This window comes from Rathayibacter sp. VKM Ac-2928 (assembly GCF_022815545.1).
Lineage (GTDB): Bacteria > Actinomycetota > Actinomycetes > Actinomycetales > Microbacteriaceae > Rathayibacter > Rathayibacter festucae.
Genome location: NZ_JALGRU010000003.1, coordinates 216,114 through 232,604, shown reverse-complemented (window position 1 = coordinate 232,604; position 16,491 = coordinate 216,114). Strand labels below are relative to the sequence as shown.

The following is a 16,491-nucleotide window of genomic DNA, read 5'->3' as shown; positions in this document are numbered from 1 at the left end:
TGGTCATGCGTTCGCCGCGGTTCTAGCCTCGGAGGATGAGCACCAGCGTCCGCCCCGCCGTCGACGCTCCTCCCGTCTCCCAGCGCCGGCTGACGATCGCCCTCCTCGCCGCCGGGCTCGCGACCTTCGCCGAGCTCTACGCCGTGCAGGGCGTGCTGCCGCAGTTCTCCCGCGAGTGGGGGATCTCCGCCTCGGACGCCGCGCTGACCGTCTCGGCGGCGACCGTCGGGCTCGCGCTCATGGTGCTGCCCTGGGCGTCGATCGCCGAGCGGATCGGACGGCTGGAGTCCATGCGGATCGCGGTGCTCTCCTCCGTGGTGCTCGCCCTGCTCGCCTGCGTTGCACCGTCCTTCGAGGTGCTGCTCGTGCTGCGCTTCCTCAGCGGCGCGGCGCTCGGCGCGGTGCCGGCGCTCGCCGTGGCGGCGATCCACGACCGGGTCGGCGGGGCGGGCGCGACCGCCGCCGCGGCGGCCTACGTCTCCGGGACGACGCTGGGCGGAGCCGCCGGACGGCTTCTCGCCGGTCCGCTCGCCGCCGTGGTCGGCTGGCGGGGCGCGCTGCTCGCCGTCACGATCGTCTGCGCCCTCGCGGCCGTCGCGTTCGTCCTGCTCGCTCCCCGCGGCGGTGTCGTGCGGGCGCCGCGGAGCGAGGGCGGCTGGCGCGGGAAGATCGCGCAGGTGCTCCGCGACCCGGTCCTGCTCGCGGTCGCCGCGCAGACGTTCTTCGTCGTCGGCGTGTTCGTCGCGGTGTACAACTACCTGGCGTTCCGGCTCGAGGCCGCGCCGTTCGCGCTGCCGCCGGCGCTCGTCTCGCTGCTCTTCCTCACCTATCTCGCCGGGACCGCGACCTCCCGGCTCGCCGGTGTCTGGGCGCCGCGCCTGGGCCCGCGGGTCGTGATGCGGATCGGCGTCGCTGCGATGATCGTCGGGCTGCTCGTGATGCTCTCCGAGCTGATCGTGGTCGTCGTCGTCGGGCTCGTCCTCTTCTCGGCCGGCTTCTTCGCCGTGCACGCCACCGGCGCGGCCTGGACCGGCGCGCGAGCGGCCCCCGCCCTCCGCGGCCACGCCGGCGCCGTCTACACGATCGCCTTCTACCTGGGCTCGGGCGTCGGCGGCTGGCTGCTCGGCTTCGTCGTCGAGGCGGGCGGCTGGGGCGCGCTGACCGCGGTGATGACCGCCCTGCTGCTCGTCGGCGCTGGCTGCGTGAGCCTGCCGAGCCGCGCGAGCGTCGCCTCCGCGCGCTGAGCGCCGCGCTCGCCGTTCGTCGCGGGTCTGCGACAGGATGGGGGCTCGCGCACGGAGTGGGGGACTTCATGACCGACAGCACCCGGACGGATCCGCGGTTCCATCCCGCCTATCAGCGGGGGTATCAGGGGCAGGGGGCGCCGAGCGCCTCCGTGGTGCCGGCGGAGGAGCGGTTCCGCCGGCCGCGCGGAGGCGATACGACCGAGGGCCGGCGCCGCTCGACGACCGTGGAGGACGCTCGACCGCTTCGAGTGCGGCGACCGAGTTCCGCGCTGCGTCCAGAGCCCGTCCTTCCGTCGGCCGCCCCGCCGCTGCCGAGTACCTCCGCTGCGGTCGTGGGGGACGGCGAGCAGGTGCCGATCGACGACGTCGCGACGGAGTCCGGTCCGGCATCGCCGCGAAGGCCGTCCGCGCTCGATCGCCGGATCCCGCTCGCGCTCGCTGTGCTGGGCGTGCTCTTCCTGGTCTCCGGAGTGGGTCTGATCTGGTCCGCCACGTCGTCGATCTACGGGAGCATCGGAGTCCAGCCGAACGAGTTCGATCAGTTCGTCGGCGCGATCACCAACTACCTGGCCGGCCCTGCCATCACCATCGGGCTGCTCTCGATCGGCGCGGCGATCGCGCTGCGGGCGGCACGCTCATGAGCGGCCGCGGTGGCTGGTGGCCCCTGCTCCTGGGCTACACCGCCCTGCTCTGGGCGCTGGCGCTCGGGGCCTGCTGGGTCTCGGCCGTGCAACCCGACAACTGGAGCTACACCGAGGGCGACCAGGTTCCGCTGGCCGCGATCGTGTCCACTCTGCTCTGGCCCGGTGCGCCGGCACTCGGCACAGCGGCCTTCGCCATGACAGCGACGGCCCTCGCGATCGGGCTCCTGCGCGCCGGCCGGGGTGCCATCGCCGAGGATGTCGACGGTGACGCGGAGGAGGACGTCGAGCTCGGCGAGGGTGTGCTCGTCGAGCTGCTGCCCGCGGGAGGCGGTCGCGGACCCTCCTGACGATGCGGTCCCCTCCACAGGCGGCCGTGCGACAGGATGGGACTCCGAGCGCACGAGGCGGGGGCGGTCATGGTCGACAGCAGCAGAACGGATCCGCGGTTCCACGCCGCCTATCAGCGCGGGTACCAGGGGCCGGCGCCGGAGGTGCGCCGCCGCGAGGAGGACGCGTACCGGCGTCCGCGGCGTGCGGGCGCACGAGTGCCGCACGTGGATCCGAGCCCGCGCGTGGAGGCGGCCGAGCCGGAGTCGCCGCTCGCCGCCCTCTCCTCCGTACCGGAGCCCGCCGCTGTCGAGGCCGCCGAGGATCAGGACGTCGCGGAGACGCCGCAGCCCGAGGCGCCGACGGCGGTGCGTCCTCTGGGCCGCCGGGTCCCGCTGACGCTCGCGATCGCCGGCGTCGTGCTCATCCCGCTCGGGCTGGCCGCGCTGTGGTGGTCGACGCTCGCCATCTACACGACGAGCACCGTCTACGAGCGGCTGGAGTACGAGCAGTACGTCCGGCTGCTGCTGCAGTTCAGCGCCACACCGCTGCTGACCGTGGGCTTCACCTCCCTCGCCGCCGCCGTCGTCGTGCAGGCCGTCCGGCGGTCGCGCGCATGACGCCGGGTCGCGCCTGGTGGATCGGGGCGGTCGTCCTCGATCTGGTCCTCTGGGCCGCGCTGCTCGCGATCCCGGCGATCATCCTCGTGCTGCCGAACCAGTGGCAGGGCGACTCGCTGACCGCGCCGATCGAGATCGTCTGGCGGGCGGCGCTGTCCCAGGCGGCAGGGCCGGTGATGACCGCGGCGCTCGGGCTGCTCGTGGTGCTCGCGGTCGCGGCGGCGCAGCATCGCCGGAGGCGGCCCGCAGCGCCCGACGGCCAGGACGCCCCCGACGGCCGGTCCGAGGCCGAGCTCGTCGACCGCTGACGCCGGACCATGCTGATCGAGTAGCGCCCGGAGGGCGCGTATCGAGATCCACCGTCTGCCGGAGGGTGGGTCTCGATACGCCTCTGCGCGGCCACTCGACCAGCATGCAGCGGTCGCTCCGCTGCTACTTCGCGAGGGCTCCGAAGCGGAAGAGGTAGGTCGCGTCGAGGGTGTCCTCGATGCCGGTGACGCCCGAGGCGGCGACGACGGTCTCGCGGCCCTGGAGCAGCGGGACGATCGGGGCGTCCGCGGCGGTCTGCGCCTGGATGGCCTCGATCGCGGTGGCGCGAGCGGCGGGGTCGGTCGCGGTCGCCTCGGTGTCGATCAGCGCGTCGACGGCCGGGTTCGAGTAGCCGTTCGCGACGGAGGCACCGGTGGTCGAGTAGGCCGAGCGGAGGAAGTTGTCCGGGTCCGGGTAGTCCGGGAAGAAGCCGAGCTGGTAGGCCGGGTAGCCTGCGTCCGGCGAGAGCTGCTTCACGTAGCTGGTCCACTCGGTCGACTGCAGGTCGACGGTGAACAGGCCCGACGACTCCAGCTGCGACTTGATCAGCGCGTACTCCTGGTCGGAGTCGGGGCCGTAGTGGTCGGAGGTGTACTGCAGCGGCAGGGTCACCGGGGTCGAGACGCCGGCGGCGCTGAGGATCGCGGCGGCGGCGTCCGCGTCGGGGGTCGTGCCGTACGCGTCGGCGAAGGCCTGCGTCGCGCCGGTCTGCCCGTCGAGCACCACGGAGTAGGCGGGCGTGTAGGTGCCGCGGTAGACCTGCTCCGACAGCTCGTCGCGGTCGACCAGCGAGGCGACGGCCTGGCGGATCGCGAGCTTCTGCTCGGGCGTGCCGCCGGGCTGGGTGTTCACGTTGAAGGTGAGGAAGCGCACCGAGCCGCCGGGGCCGTCGACGACCTGCAGGTCGGAGTTGCCGCGCAGGTCCTCGACGTCGGTCGCCGTGAGCGAGCGGTAGGCCACGTCCACGGCGCCGTTCTCCACGTCGAGGCGCAGGTTCGTCGACGAGGTGTACGGCCGCAGCACGACGTCGGCGGTCTTCGGCGCGGGGCTCGAGGTCGACTCGTTCGCCGCGAGCTGCAGCAGCCCGCCGGCCTCGTAGTTCTGCACCGAGTACGGCCCGGAGCCGATCACGTCGGCGTCGTCGAGCAGCGCGTCGGCGGGGAAGACCTCCTCGTCCACGATCGGCCCGGCCATGCTCGAGAGCACGTAGGGCCAGGTCTGGTCGTTCGGCACCGCGAGGGTGAAGACGACGTCGTCGCCGTCCTGCGCGACCGACTCCATGTTCGCGAGCAGCGGCGAGGGGCCGTTGTCCGCGGCGATGTCGACGACGCGCTGGAACGAGAAGACGACGTCCGACGCGGTCAGCTCGTCGCCGTTCGAGAAGGTCAGGCCGGGCGCGATCGAGCAGCGGTAGGTCGTCGCGTCGTCGAAGCCGCACTCCTCGGCGGCCTCGGGGACCGGCGTGGTGGAGCCGTCCGCGTAGCTCAGGAGGTGCTGGTAGATCTGGTTCTGCGGCGTGAAGCTGCCGCGGTCCCAGGCGCCGGCCGGGTCGAGCGAGACGATCGAGTCGGTCGTGCCGATGACGAGGCGCTCGCCCGAGGCGGAGTCGCTCGAGCTGCCGGGGGCCGTGCAGCCGGCGAGGGCGACGGCGGTGCCGAGGGCGGCGAGGGCGCCGAGGGCGCGGAGTGTCTGCATGCTGCTGCTTTCGTCCGTGGTGCGGGGGAGTGGTGGAGATCTAGAGAGTCGCGAGCCGGAAGCGGTCGAGCGCATCGGCGCCGTCGACCAGGTCGGCCAGCAGCTCGCCGAGCACGGGCCCGAACTTGAAGCCGTGGCCGGAGAATCCGGTCGCGAGGGTGACGCGGCTGACGCGGTCGAGCACGAAGTCCTCCGTCGGCGTGATGTCGTAGAGGCAGGAGATCGGGTCGGCGCTCGCCGCGTCGACGCCGGGCAGCCAGTCGGCGACGTACTCGACGAGCCGGGCGAGCCGCTCGGGTTCGGCGCGGAAGTCGCGGTGGTCCGGATCGACGACGCGGCCGGTGCCGTGCTCGCCGACCTTCACGCCGACGCCCGGGGTCGCCAGGCCGTAGATCGTCGGCTCGTCGCCGCGGTGGTGCACGAAGCTCGGCCAGGCGTCGAGCGGCAGATCGGTCGTGAAGTGCGCGGGCTGCTCCTGCGTGATTCGCAGCGGAGGGAGGGAGCGGCCGGCCGCGGCGACCAGCCCGCCGACGAGTCCCGGCGTCCAGGAGCCGCCGGCGACGACGACCGCGTCGGCGAGCAGCGGACCCTCGTCGGTGACGACGCGGACGCCGCCCTCGCGCTCCTCGATCGCCCGGACGCCGGTGCTCGCCCGGACGACGACGCCGTGCGACTCCGCGGAGGCGAGCAGCGCCTCGATCGCGGCGGCCGCGTCGAGCCGGCCGCCCTCGGGATGCAGCAGCACGTCGGTCTCGAAGCGCAGGCCGGGCCAGCGTGCGGAGGCCTCGGCCGCGTCGAGGCGCTCGCAGGGGATGCCGTCGCGGGCGAAGGCCTCCTCGATCGCGAGCAGCGCGGAGGCGTCGCCGTGGTCGATCGCTCCGGTCGCGGTGAAGAGGCTCCGGCCCGACTCCCGCTCGAGCCGCGCCCACTCGGCGGCCGCCCGTCCGGTCAGCGCTCGGTAGTCGTCCTCCGCGTAGCCGCGGCGGAAGATGCGGGTCTCGCCGTGCGAGGAGCCGCGGTCGTGGCCGCGCTCGAAGCGCTCGAACAGCAGGACCCGGTCGCCGCGCTCGGCGAGGGAGCGCGCGGCGGCGGCGCCGACGAGGCCCGCGCCGACGACGACGACGTCGCGGCCTGTCATCGGGCGGTCACCGCGTCGACCAGGCGCCGGGCCGGCATCGCCGCGCGCACGGCGGCCTCGTCGGGGAACTGCTGAGCGGCGAAGCGGGCCGGGGCGTAGAGCTCGGCGTCGCCGAGGGTCGTGGTGCCGTGGAGGACCAGCTCGGCGACGAGACGGCCGAGACCGGGCCCGTGCGTCACTCCGGACTCGTTGTCGCCCGCGGCGACGAACAGCCCGGGCAGCTCGGGGACGGGGCCGGCCAGGAAGCGGCGGTCGGCGGTGTAGGAGACGACGCCCTGCGTCCACTCGGTCTCGCGCAGCGCGTCGGCGGAGGCGGGGATCAGGCGGGCGATCAGCGGAGCGAGGTGCGCGTCCATCGCCTCGATCAGGTCGGTGCGCTGCGGGCGGCGGTCGGCGGCGGACTCGCCGAGCGGCTGGTAGCCGACGCCGTTGCCGTAGGTGAGGCCGCCGAGGTGCTCGCGGACCCAGAGGCCGCCGAGCTCGGGCAGCATCAGCGTCGGCAGGTGCGGGAGGCCGAAGGGCGCGGTGGTGAGGCGGCTCGCGACGACGCGGGCCAGCGGGAGGCCGCGGCCGAGCGGGGCGAGCAGCTCGTTCGTCCAGGAGCCCGCGGCGAGCACGACGCTGTCGCCGGAGAAGGTGCGGCCGTCGGCGGTGCGGACGCCGCTCGCGCGGCCGTCGGTCGCGAGGACCTCGGTGACGGGCGCGTGCTCGACGATCTCGACTCCGGCCGCGCGGGCCGCGGCGACCAGGGCGAGCCCGGCGTCGGGGGCGCTGATCTGGATGCCGTCGGGCTGGAAGAAGCCGCCGGTGACCGCGTTCGCGTCGAGGCCGGGGACGAGCTCGGCGGCCTCCTGCGGCGAGAGCTCGCGGGAGCCCTCCGGGCGCAGCGGGTGCTCGACGAGCGGGCCGAGGTGGTCGCGGACGCCCTCCTCGGTGACGGCGAGCCAGGCGCTGCCGGTCTCGCGGAGGAGGATGTCGACGCCGCCGCGGTCGGGATCGACGGCGAGGGCGCGGTAGAAGTCGAGGCCGTACTGCTCGAGGTCGCGCTCCGACTCGTTCCAGTACCAGGCGTAGCCCGCGGCCCACAGGCCGACGAAGCCGGCGCCGGCCGCCGTGGTGCCGCGCGCCGCGTCCCCCGACTCGACCAGCGTGACCCGGGCGCCTCCGCGCGCGAGGTGCAGCGCAGTGGCGGCCCCGAAGAGACCGGCCCCGACGACGACGACATGCCTACTCATACTCGGTATCCAACCAGCGGGGCCCCTGCCGGTCGAATCGATATGACGCCCCGAGTCCTCCCTCCCCCCCGCGAGATGCCACTTGTGCACGCTTCTTACGGCGTGTCGTGTACATAAGTGGCATCTCGCGGCGCGCTACGGGGCGCGCACCAGGTCAGGGGGCGGGGAGGAAACGGTTTCGGTAGGGTCGGGGCACCGTTGAGAGGAGGGCCTGTGGCCCGCACGCCGGACACGCGCGTCACGCTGGACGTCGTCGCGGCGCATGCGGGCGTCTCGAAGGCGACCGCGTCGAAGGTGCTCAACGGGCGGCCCGGCGCGTCGGCGGCGACGCGCGCGCGGGTCGAGCAGTCCCTCCGCGAGCTCGGCTACAGCCCGAGCACCCGGGCGCCCCGGGTCGGCGGCGGCGTCACCGTCGTCTTCGACACCCTGCTCAGCGTCTACTCGCTGCGCGTCCTCGAGGGAGTGGTCGGAGGTGCGCAGAGCGAGCGCGTCGACGTCACGACCGGCGTCCTCGCGCCGAGCGGCTCCGCCGACGAGACGTTGCGCTTCGACGCAGCGTTCGTCCGCTCGGTCGCGGCGAAGGGGCACCTCGGGATCCTCGCTGTGACCACCGCCATCGACGCCGAGATCGTGGCCGCTGCCGCGGAGGCAGGGCTGCCGCTCGTCGCGGTCGACGCACCGAATCCGCTCGACCCGTCCGTGGTCAGCGTCGGCTCGAACCACTGGGTGGGCGGGCAGCAGTCCACCGAGCACCTCGTCTCGCTCGGCCACCGGAGGATCGCCTTCGTCGGCGGCGACGCCGGTAACCCGGGGCTGCGTGCCCGCTACGGCGGCTACCGAGAGGCGCTCGCCGCGGCCGGCCTGCCGGAGGACCCGGCCCTCGTCTCCGAGCGGGGGATGGGATCCGCCGAGCACGTGGTGCCGGAGCTCTTGGCTCTGAACGATCCGCCGACGGCCGTCGTCGCCACGAACGACATCGACGGCCTGCAGACGATCCGCGCCGCGATCGCGGCCGGCCTGCGCGTCCCCGAGGACCTGAGCGTGATGGGCTACGACGACACCTTCGCCGCGCTGCCGACCGCCGTGCTGCTCTCGACCGTGCACACGCCCATGCACGACCTCGGCCGTCTGGGCCTCGAGACCCTCGTCCGGATGCACGACGGCATCCCGCCCCTCTCGCACCGCATCGAGCTGGCCACCAGCCTCGTCGTCCGCGAGTCGACGGCCCCGCCGCGCGCCTAGACCCCTGCTCGGTGCGGGCGGCGGTCAGGCCGTCGCGCCCCGCGAGGCGCGCCGCACGCCGAGCAGCACGACCAGGCGGAGGAAGCCGACGAGGCCCGTGCCCAGCAGCGCGGCGAGGAGCAGCAGCACGGCGACTCCCGCGACCCAGGTGGTGTCGCCGCTGACGTCCTCGACCAGGAACTCGAGGCAGAACAGCGCGAGGCCGGCGTAGGCGAGGACGAGCACGATGATCGTGCCGGGGCGGCGCAGGCGCTGCCGCGGGGTGCGCCAGAGGGCCGGCGGCTCGAGCCAGCGGCGGAGCAGACGGATGACGAGGGTGCCGACGAGGCCGGTCAGGCCGGCGCCGATCAGGACGACGCCGGAGGAGCCGAGGGGCGTCGAGTTCAGGCCGGCCAGCGACAGAGCGATCCCGACGCCGATGAAGACGGCGCCGAGCCCTCCCGCCGCCATCGCCGACCACATGCCGAAGCCGCCGCGGAGCACGCTCTCGCGCTCCGGGCGCGGCTCGAGGGGGGCGTCGACGAGGCGCTGCGGAGCGGGCGGGGCGGGGGACGCGGGAAAAGGGGTGGCGGAGGCGGCGGCGGGCTCGCCCCACGCGGGCGTTGCCCCCGTCGTCTCGACCACGTTCTCGCGGACCGGGATGTAGCGCAGCGGGGCGTCGATGCGCACCTCCGGCCGGCCGCGGACGACGGCCGTCGCGCTGACGGGGACGCCGCGGGAGAGGAGGAGCGGCGCGAGCAGCAGGGAGCCGGACGGGTCGATCGACCACTCGGGGGTCTGCGGCGGGGCGCCGTACCACTCGGCGGAGGAGGAGCCGGCGAGGACGAAGGAGATCGGGCGGTCGGCGACGAAGGTCGTCGGCGGGAGGTCGGTGCGGCCGAGGTTGCGGACCGTCGCGGTGACCCGCCACCAGTCGTCGCCCGCGTGCGAGAGGCGCACGTCGATGTCGACCAGCGAGGCCGGCTTTGCGCGGCGCTGCCCGATGACGACGGCGACCACGGCGGCAGCCGCGACGATGAGGCCGCCGAGCAGGCCGACGACTCCGAGAACGATCTCCATGGGGCCAGTCAACCATCCGGGCGGGGGCGTGCGGCCGGGGGTGCGGGCGGGGTGGATCTCGATACGCGCGCGCGGCGCGCTACTCGATCAGCATGGAGGGAGCGCTTCACGCGCTGCTCGATGAGCGGGCAAGCCATGGTGGTCGAGTAGCCGCGGAGCGGCGTATCGAGACCCGCGGGCCCCGTTGCGGGGTTTGGCGGCTCGTGGCGGGGTCCGCATACTGGAGGACCGCCCCCAACAGGGAGCGTTCAGCTGCGACAGCGGAGGGTGGAGCGGTGTCGACCGTGCGTGACCGAGCCCCCGCGGCCCGACGAACCGCCAGCATCCTGCCTCTCGCAGGGGGTGCCGCGGGGCTCGTGGTGAGCCTCGCGCTGGCCGTCGTGGCCGCCTCCGTCGCCTCCGCGCCCGTCCGCGTGCTCGGTCTGCCGCTCCCGCTGGTGCGCGGCAGCGCCGTCTGGCTGAGCGTCGCCGGCTACGTCCTGACGCCGCTGCTCGTCTTCCTCGCAACCGGCTGGGACCTCTCCTCCCAGCGCGCGCACTCCCTCCGCGACGCCCGCCGCTTCGTGCCCGACGCCCGCTTCACCCGCGCCCTCTACTGGCTGTCGGCCGCGGCGCTCGTGCTCGGCGCCTGGCACGTCCTCAACATCAGCGTCCCGATCTCCGAGTGGCTGGGCACGTGATCCGCCGCGCCCTCGCGATCGCGGTCACCGCGCTCCTGCTCGTCCTCGGACTCGGGGCGGCGGCGCAGCCGGCGCGCGCGGCGACCACGGGCACCGCCGCCAGCACCGCCTCGCTCACCGACATCGGCCGCGGCGCTATCGAGGACCTGCGCACCTGCCTCTCCTCCTCCGACGTCCTCAACGTCTACTACCTCGTCGACAGCTCCGGCTCCCTCAACACCGGCGGCGACGACGGCCGCGGCTCCGACCCGGACGTCGCGCGGGCCGGCATCCTCGCGGGCAGCCTGCAGGAGCTCGGCGGCCTGCGCGACTCGCTCACGGTCAACTGGGGCGCCGCCTTCTTCAGCCGCGCCTTCGAGCCGGCCGTCGACTGGCGGCCGTGGTCGCAGGAGAGCCCGGAGGCGCTCGCCGGCGTCATCCGCGACAAGACCCCCGGCGGCGGCACCAACTGGCTGGCCGGACTGCAGGGCGTGCAGACCGCGCTGCAGAGCCAGCCGAGCGCCGGCTCCGCCTGCCAGCTGGTGATCTGGCTGACCGACGGCGAGATCGATCTCGGCTCCGCGCAGGCCACCGCCGACGCGACCAACGCGCTCTGCGGCGTCCGGATCGACCCCGACGGCGACGAGCCCGAGGGCAACGGCTTGCTCGCGGCGCTCCGTCAGGCCGGCGTCGTCGTCCTCGGCACGCTCCTGGCCGACGGCGAGCAGCGCGAGGAGGCCCGCGTGATGTGGCCGCTGGTCGAGGGCAGCGGCGCCTATGGCGGCGGCACCGCGACCTGCGGGCCGGCCGTCGCGCCCGAGGGCTCCGTCCGCGGCGCCGTCGTCGACGCCTCCGACCCGGACGCGCTCGCCTCCGTCTTCCTCCAGCTCGGCGCGCGCATCGCCGGCGGCGCGTCCGAGGCGCTCGACGCGAACGGCTCCTTCTGGATCGACCCGGGTGTCGCGCGGATCCAGGCCGTGGTGAAGGACGGCTGGACGCTGCAGGCGCCCGCCTCCTCCGGCCTCGGCACCCTCTCCGCCTCCGCGACCGCCCCCGAGGTCACCGTCACGCAGTCGTCCGGCGTCTCGCGGCTCGAGATCACCGTCGACCGGCCGGAGCTGCAGGGGCAGTGGACGCTGACCTCGCCCGGCACCACCGAGGTCTTCGCGTTCAGCGACCTGCGGATCGTCTTCGACGACGCCAACCAGGTGCAGCGCGGCGAGGACGGCACGCTCTCCGCGACCCTCACCGCCCGCGTCCAGGACCCGGACGGCCAGCCGGTCGACCTCTCCGTCTTCGGGCAGGCGGACTTCACCGCGACCAGCGCCGCCGACGGCGCGACCGCCGACCTGCCGGGCGCCGCGATCGACGCGGCCTCCGGCGTCATCACGATCCCGCTGCCCTCCGACGTCACCGCCTCCGAGCTGCTCGTCACCGCCTCGCTCGACCCGCTGACCACCGCCGAGCACGCGATCGAGCTCGCCCCGGTCACCACGCAGCAGCGGATCACGACCGTGCTGCCCGCCGCCTTCCCGAGCGTCGCCTCGCCGCTCGTGCTCAGCGAGCTGACCGGCGCCGACGGCCGCGCGGAGGGCACTCTCGCGATCCAGGGGCCGACCGCGGGCGGCGACGGCCAGGTCTGCCTCTCCGCCGCGCCGACCGTCACCAGCGACAACGCCGACCGCGCCGACGCCTGGCAGTGGAGCTTCACCGACGAGTCGGGCACCGCCCTCGCGCCGGGCGCCTGCCTCGACGTCGCGCAGGGCGCCGCGCGCACCGTGACCGTCTCGGCCGAGAACCCGGTCGCCGCCGACTCGTCGGTCGCCGCGACCCTCCCGCTCGACGTGCGCACCGCGGGCGGCAGCAGCGCCCCGCAGACCGTCGCGCTGTCCTTCCCGTCCACCTTCCCGGTCAACGCCGCGGCGATCGGCCTGGTCGCGCTCGTCCTCCTGCTGCTCGGCGTGCTCCTGCCGCTGCTCGGCCTGTACCTCTTCAACCGGGCGAAGGCGAAGATCGCGATGAACGGCTCGTTCCAGCGCGGAACGATCCCCGTCGAGATCACGCCCGAGGGCGTCCGCTCCGCGCTGACCCACGGCCGCCTCGACGAGCGCTTCCGCTACCTCCGCAGCGAGACGGGCGTGCGCGAGCTGCCCGACCCCGAGCTCGGCCGGCTCCGCGCGCACGTGCCGTGGTGGCCGCTCAAGGCGCCGAGCTACCGCGTCGGGCCGCCCGCCGGCGGCGAGATCGTCGCCTCCCGCACCGGCACCCGCGGCACCTCCGCGGGGCGCCCGCTCGGCAACGGCGGCGTCGAGTTCTCCGCCCTCCCGCTCGACGTCTTCTGGGCCATCGTGGTCTCGGAGCAGGAGCTCGAGCGCCCCCGCGGCGACGAGCCCGTCCGCGCCACGGCGGTGCTCTACCACCGCGTCGACCGCGACGACGAGGGCCAGTACGAGCGACGCCTCGAGGACCTGCTCCGCGACTCCGGCGAGCCCGCCTGGAAGACGGTCGACGTGCTCCGGCGCGAGCGTGCGGCGAAGCGCCCCGAGCGCCGGGAGCCGCAGCAGCCCGTGCCCGCCGCCCCGCCCGCGGCCGCCGAGGCCCGCTCCTCCGTCCCGCCGCGGAGCGCCCAGAGCGGAACGCCCACCGCGACTCCGCCCCGCCCCTCCTCGCCCCCGCGCCCCGGCGGCCCGCCGCCCCGGACGCAGGGCGCGCCCGGCCGCCCCGGCGGACCGCCGCCCCCGCGGCCCGGCGGCTCCACCCCGCCACCCCCGCCGCCCGGCCGGGCCGGCCCCCGCACCCCTCCGCCCCGCAGTCGCTGACGGCGCTCCGACTCCCGGCACCGCCCGCACGACGACACACGACACACCGCGCTACCGCAGGAACACCGCGCGACCAGACGAAAGCAGGACCTCATGCTCAGACCCTTCCTCCTGATCGGAGTCGGCGGCTCCGGCGGCAAGACCCTCCGCGGCATCAAGTACCAGCTCGAGCTCAAGCTCCAGCAGCTCGGCTGGGAGGGCGGCATCCCCGCCGCCTGGCGCTTCCTGCACTTCGACACCCCCACCGTCCAGGACGGCATGGAGTACCAGGCGCCGTTCCTGCCCCGGCAGGACTACCGCGGCCTGGTCAGCACCGCGGCGACCTTCGACATCGTGCACGGCTCGATCACGAGCGCCCACGCGACCAACAACGCGATGCGCCACGACATCGAGCGCCAGCTGCCCGACCCGCGCCTGGTCAAGGTCGACGTGACCAAGGGCGCCGGCCAGTACCGCGCCGTCGGCCGCGCCGTCGCGCTCGCCGCCACCAAGGAGATCGCCCAGGCCGCGCGTCTGGCGATCGGCAGGATGAACGACGCCGAGTCGCTCGCCGAGCTGCAGACCCTCGGCCAGCGCCTGCGTGCCCGCGTCGACGGCGGAGACGGCAGCCCGATCGTCATCGTGATCTCGTCGGTCGCCGGCGGCTCGGGAGCCGGCCAGTTCCTCGACATCATCGAGATCATCAAGTCGACCGCGAAGCAGTACCCGTGGTCGAACCAGTTCTTCAGCATGCTCTACGCGCCCGACGTCTTCGATCAGCTCTCGGTCACCGCCGGCATGCCCGGCAACGCGCTCGCCGCGATCTCCGAGACGATGAACGGCTTCTGGACCGACACCCCCTCGCCCGCGACCCTCGAGCTGCTGCGCACCAAGGGCGTCGCGCCCTCCTACGGCGCCGCGATGGACCGCGTCGGCGCCGCGTACCCGTTCATCGTCGGCCGCAGCAACAGCAAGGTCACCTTCGAGGACCAGAACGCCGTCTACGACGCCGTCGCCACCAGCCTCACCGCGTGGATGATCGACGAGCGCGTGCAGGACGACATGATCGCCTACTCGTCCGGCAACTGGCAGGCCCGCTCGGCCGCCAACGTGCTGCCCGACAACTCCGGCCTGATGAGCCCGGCGCACCACTCGCCGCCGTTCTCCTCGATCGGCTTCGGCCGGGTCACCCTCGGCCGCGAGCGCTTCCTGGAGTACTCCGCCGAGCGCTTCGCCCGCTCCGCGATCGACCGGATGCTCTTCGCGCACGCCGAGGAGGACCCGCAGTTCGAGCGGATGACCGAGCGCGAGTACATCGAGAAGTCGGCGGACAGCGAGTACCAGCGCTTCCTCCGCGAGCTGCGCCTGAACGAGGAGACCGCCGAGCACAACGACGTCACCGACGCGCTGCGCGATCAGAGCACCCTCGACCTGATCAAGGCCGAGCTGCAGCGCGGCGCCGACGACGAGCTGGCCCGCCCCGAGTCGCTCGACCGCCAGGGCGGCACCGACATCACCACCTGGACCGACCGGCTCGTCAACGAGTTCACCCGGCACAGCCCGCGGCTGCTGCAGCGCGACCGCGAGGCGCGCCAGCGCCGCCTCGACGAGTGGACGCGCACGATGCCCGGTCACATCCTCGAGACCGTCTCGCGCTACGTCGCCCAGGACGGGCTGCCCGTCGTCACCGCGATGCTCCGCCGCCTCGAGCGCGGCCTCAAGGGCACCGTCGACGCGCTGCGCGTCGAGGCCCGCCAGCACGAGGAGTGGGTGGGCACCCTCAGCTCGCTCGTCTCGGACGAGCTGCGCACCTCGGCCAACCAGCAGTCGATCCGCCCGGACCAGGAGGCGGTGCAGTTCGCGATCCAGCGGCTCGGCCAGGCGCTCGAGTGGTCCTCCGAGGCGGCGCTGCGCGACTCCGCCTGGGCGCTGCTCGCCGAGCTGCGCGAGACCTTCCTCGGCCCGCTCGCCGACTACCTCGACGGCTCCCGCACCGCGCTGCTGCAGCGCGTGCACTCGAGGAAGACCAGCGACGACCGCGAGAACGCCTACGAGTTCTGGCCCCGCCGCGTCGACGAGACCGTCCCGCGCAAGTACTCGCCCGCGCCCAACGAGCGGATGCTCGTCGAGCCGGAGAAGTACCCGGCCGAGTTCCAGAAGCTGGTGCGCGCCTCCGTCGACGGCGACGCCAAGTACCAGGACGCCGTCCTCCGCGTGCTCGCCGACCAGCTCGTCGGCGTCAGCCCGGACAGCGAGTCGGACGCGGGCGCCTGGTCGCTCGTCGGCAACCCGCGCACCTGGAAGCCGACCGTGACCGCGGACCCGGCCGTCGCCAACCCGGCCCAGCGCGCCTCCTTCGAGCTCGCGACCGACCCCGAGGTCTACGTCGGCCGCGCCCGCGCCTGGATGAAGCGCGACGGCACCCCGTTCGCCGCCTACATCGGCGAGGACCTGCTCGGCTTCTTCGACTCCGAGGTGCTGCCGCCCGACGTCTTCGCCGCCCGCCGCGACCGCTACCGCGAGCAGCTCCAGGCCGCCCTCGGCGCGAGCGAGCCGCTGGTCAAGCTCAATCCGGCGCTGCTGCGCGCGGTGCACGGCAAGGCGATCAACGAGGACACCTCGCTGGTCTTCAGCTCGATCCCGTTCCGCGCCGGCACCGAGATGTACGAGGTGACCAAGGGCGTGCTCGGCCAGATGGGCGTCTGGGACGACGCGACCAGCGAGTCGTGGTTCCAGGACCAGAAGGTCGACGGCATCGAGGTCTTCGCGATGTCCGGCTTCCCCTACGAGCCCATCGTGATGGACTCCGTGATGGAGCCGATCGCCCGCGGCTGGCTCGCGCAGTCGAACACCCAGGACAGCCGCGAGGCGTTCTGGAAGTTCAAGCGCGCCCGCCTGCTCGGCGAGAGCATCCCCGCGGACCCGCGCGCGATCGAGTCGATGATCCGCGGCTGGTACGTCGCCAAGGCTCTCGGCCGCCTCGCCGTCGATGCCTCGCAGGGCGAGAAGGGCCCCAAGCTCTCCGTCTGGGACCCGTCGACCCGCGCGCTGGCGGACTTCCCGCACCCGCTGCTGAGCGAGCGCAACGCCCGGCCCGCCGACTTCCCCGGCGTCGTGCTGCAGTCGCTCGCCATCGCGATGGCGCTCTGCAACGTCGACGGGACGCTGGCGCCGCTCGCCGCCTACCGCGTGCTCACCTCGCTCGGCGGCAGCCGCGGCGAGGAGACCGAGCTGGCCGAGTGGCTGCAGACCGGCGCGCTGCCGACCGGTGCTCCGGTGCCGGAGTCGTCCCGCGCCGGCAGTGCGGACGGCGACCTCGCGTCGCGCCGCTCCGCCGTGCAGGCCTACCTCACCGCCGAGCTCGCCCGCTTCGACAGCGACATCGTGCAGCAGGACGACATGGTCTCGGTCTACGACTACCCGGTCACCTGGGAGATGCGCGAGCAGTTCCGCGAGGCGCTGCTGGGGCTGGTGTCGTCGGTCGTCTCGACCGGTCCGCGAGACTCCGGAGTCTGAGC

The 16,491-nt window shown here is 74.2% G+C and carries 13 protein-coding genes; 9 read left to right on the top strand and 4 right to left on the bottom strand.

The features are described 5' to 3' along the window. The first annotated feature begins 35 nt into the window (after nt 1–35). The 5 genes from MT350_RS12575 to MT350_RS12555 all read left to right on the top strand — a co-directional run bounded on the left by MT350_RS12575 (nt 36) and on the right by MT350_RS12555 (nt 3,146). Entirely contained in the window at nt 36–1,244 is a 1,209-nt protein-coding gene (locus MT350_RS12575) for an MFS transporter (protein WP_243598201.1), read from the top strand. Between the two features lie 335 nt (nt 1,245–1,579). After that, entirely contained in the window at nt 1,580–1,888 is a 309-nt protein-coding gene (locus tag MT350_RS12570; RefSeq protein WP_243581211.1) for a hypothetical protein, read from the top strand. Continuing rightward, nucleotides 1,885–2,238, top strand: a complete 354-nt coding sequence (locus tag MT350_RS12565) for a hypothetical protein (protein WP_243598202.1) — start codon at nt 1,885–1,887, stop codon at nt 2,236–2,238. The genes MT350_RS12570 and MT350_RS12565 overlap by 4 nt, the downstream gene beginning before the upstream one ends. A 69-nt stretch (nt 2,239–2,307) precedes the next feature. Then, entirely contained in the window at nt 2,308–2,838 is a 531-nt protein-coding gene (locus MT350_RS12560; RefSeq protein ID WP_243598203.1) for a hypothetical protein, read from the top strand. Beyond that, nucleotides 2,835–3,146 carry a hypothetical protein gene (locus MT350_RS12555; RefSeq protein ID WP_243598204.1) on the top strand — a complete coding sequence of 104 codons (312 nt, stop codon included), beginning with the start codon at nt 2,835–2,837 and terminating at the stop codon, nt 3,144–3,146. The genes MT350_RS12560 and MT350_RS12555 overlap by 4 nt, the downstream gene beginning before the upstream one ends. 124 nt (nt 3,147–3,270) lie before the next feature. On the opposite strand, the gene MT350_RS12550 is transcribed toward MT350_RS12555, so the two are convergent. The 3 genes from MT350_RS12550 to MT350_RS12540 are packed head-to-tail and all read right to left on the bottom strand — an operon-like array spanning nt 3,271 to nt 7,215. Beyond that, nucleotides 3,271–4,842: an ABC transporter substrate-binding protein gene (locus MT350_RS12550; RefSeq protein WP_243616031.1), complete on the bottom strand. Its 1,572-nt coding sequence runs from the start codon at nt 4,840–4,842 to the stop codon at nt 3,271–3,273. Between the two features lie 40 nt (nt 4,843–4,882). Further along, nucleotides 4,883–5,980, bottom strand: a complete 1,098-nt coding sequence (locus MT350_RS12545) for an FAD-dependent oxidoreductase (protein ID WP_243598206.1) — start codon at nt 5,978–5,980, stop codon at nt 4,883–4,885. After that, on the bottom strand, nt 5,977–7,215 hold the full coding sequence (locus MT350_RS12540) for an FAD-binding oxidoreductase (protein ID WP_243598207.1): 1,239 nt from the start codon (nt 7,213–7,215) through the stop codon (nt 5,977–5,979). Before MT350_RS12540 ends, MT350_RS12545 begins: the two co-directional genes overlap by 4 nt. 213 nt (nt 7,216–7,428) lie before the next feature. On the opposite strand from MT350_RS12540, the gene MT350_RS12535 reads away from it, so the two are divergent. Then, a complete protein-coding gene (locus MT350_RS12535) occupies nt 7,429–8,457 on the top strand; it encodes a LacI family DNA-binding transcriptional regulator (RefSeq protein WP_243598208.1) in 1,029 nt (342 codons plus the stop codon). 24 nt (nt 8,458–8,481) lie between these two features. Here the strand turns inward: MT350_RS12535 and MT350_RS12530 are convergent, their stop codons facing one another. Then, on the bottom strand, nt 8,482–9,516 hold the full coding sequence (locus tag MT350_RS12530; protein WP_243598209.1) for a hypothetical protein: 1,035 nt from the start codon (nt 9,514–9,516) through the stop codon (nt 8,482–8,484). Nucleotides 9,517–9,875: 359 nt separating this feature from the next. Between MT350_RS12530 and MT350_RS12525 the strand changes: the two genes are divergently transcribed. The 3 genes from MT350_RS12525 (at nt 9,876) to MT350_RS12515 (ending at nt 16,489) form a co-directional block, all read left to right on the top strand. Continuing rightward, entirely contained in the window at nt 9,876–10,196 is a 321-nt protein-coding gene (locus tag MT350_RS12525; RefSeq protein ID WP_243598210.1) for a hypothetical protein, read from the top strand. Then, nucleotides 10,193–12,994 (top strand): hypothetical protein, encoded by a 2,802-nt coding sequence (locus MT350_RS12520; protein ID WP_243616030.1) that lies wholly within the window; start codon nt 10,193–10,195, stop codon nt 12,992–12,994. The genes MT350_RS12525 and MT350_RS12520 overlap by 4 nt, the downstream gene beginning before the upstream one ends. Before the next feature lie 93 nt (nt 12,995–13,087). Beyond that, nucleotides 13,088–16,489, top strand: a complete 3,402-nt coding sequence (locus MT350_RS12515; protein ID WP_243616029.1) for a tubulin-like doman-containing protein — start codon at nt 13,088–13,090, stop codon at nt 16,487–16,489. The last annotated feature ends 2 nt before the right edge of the window (nt 16,490–16,491 follow it).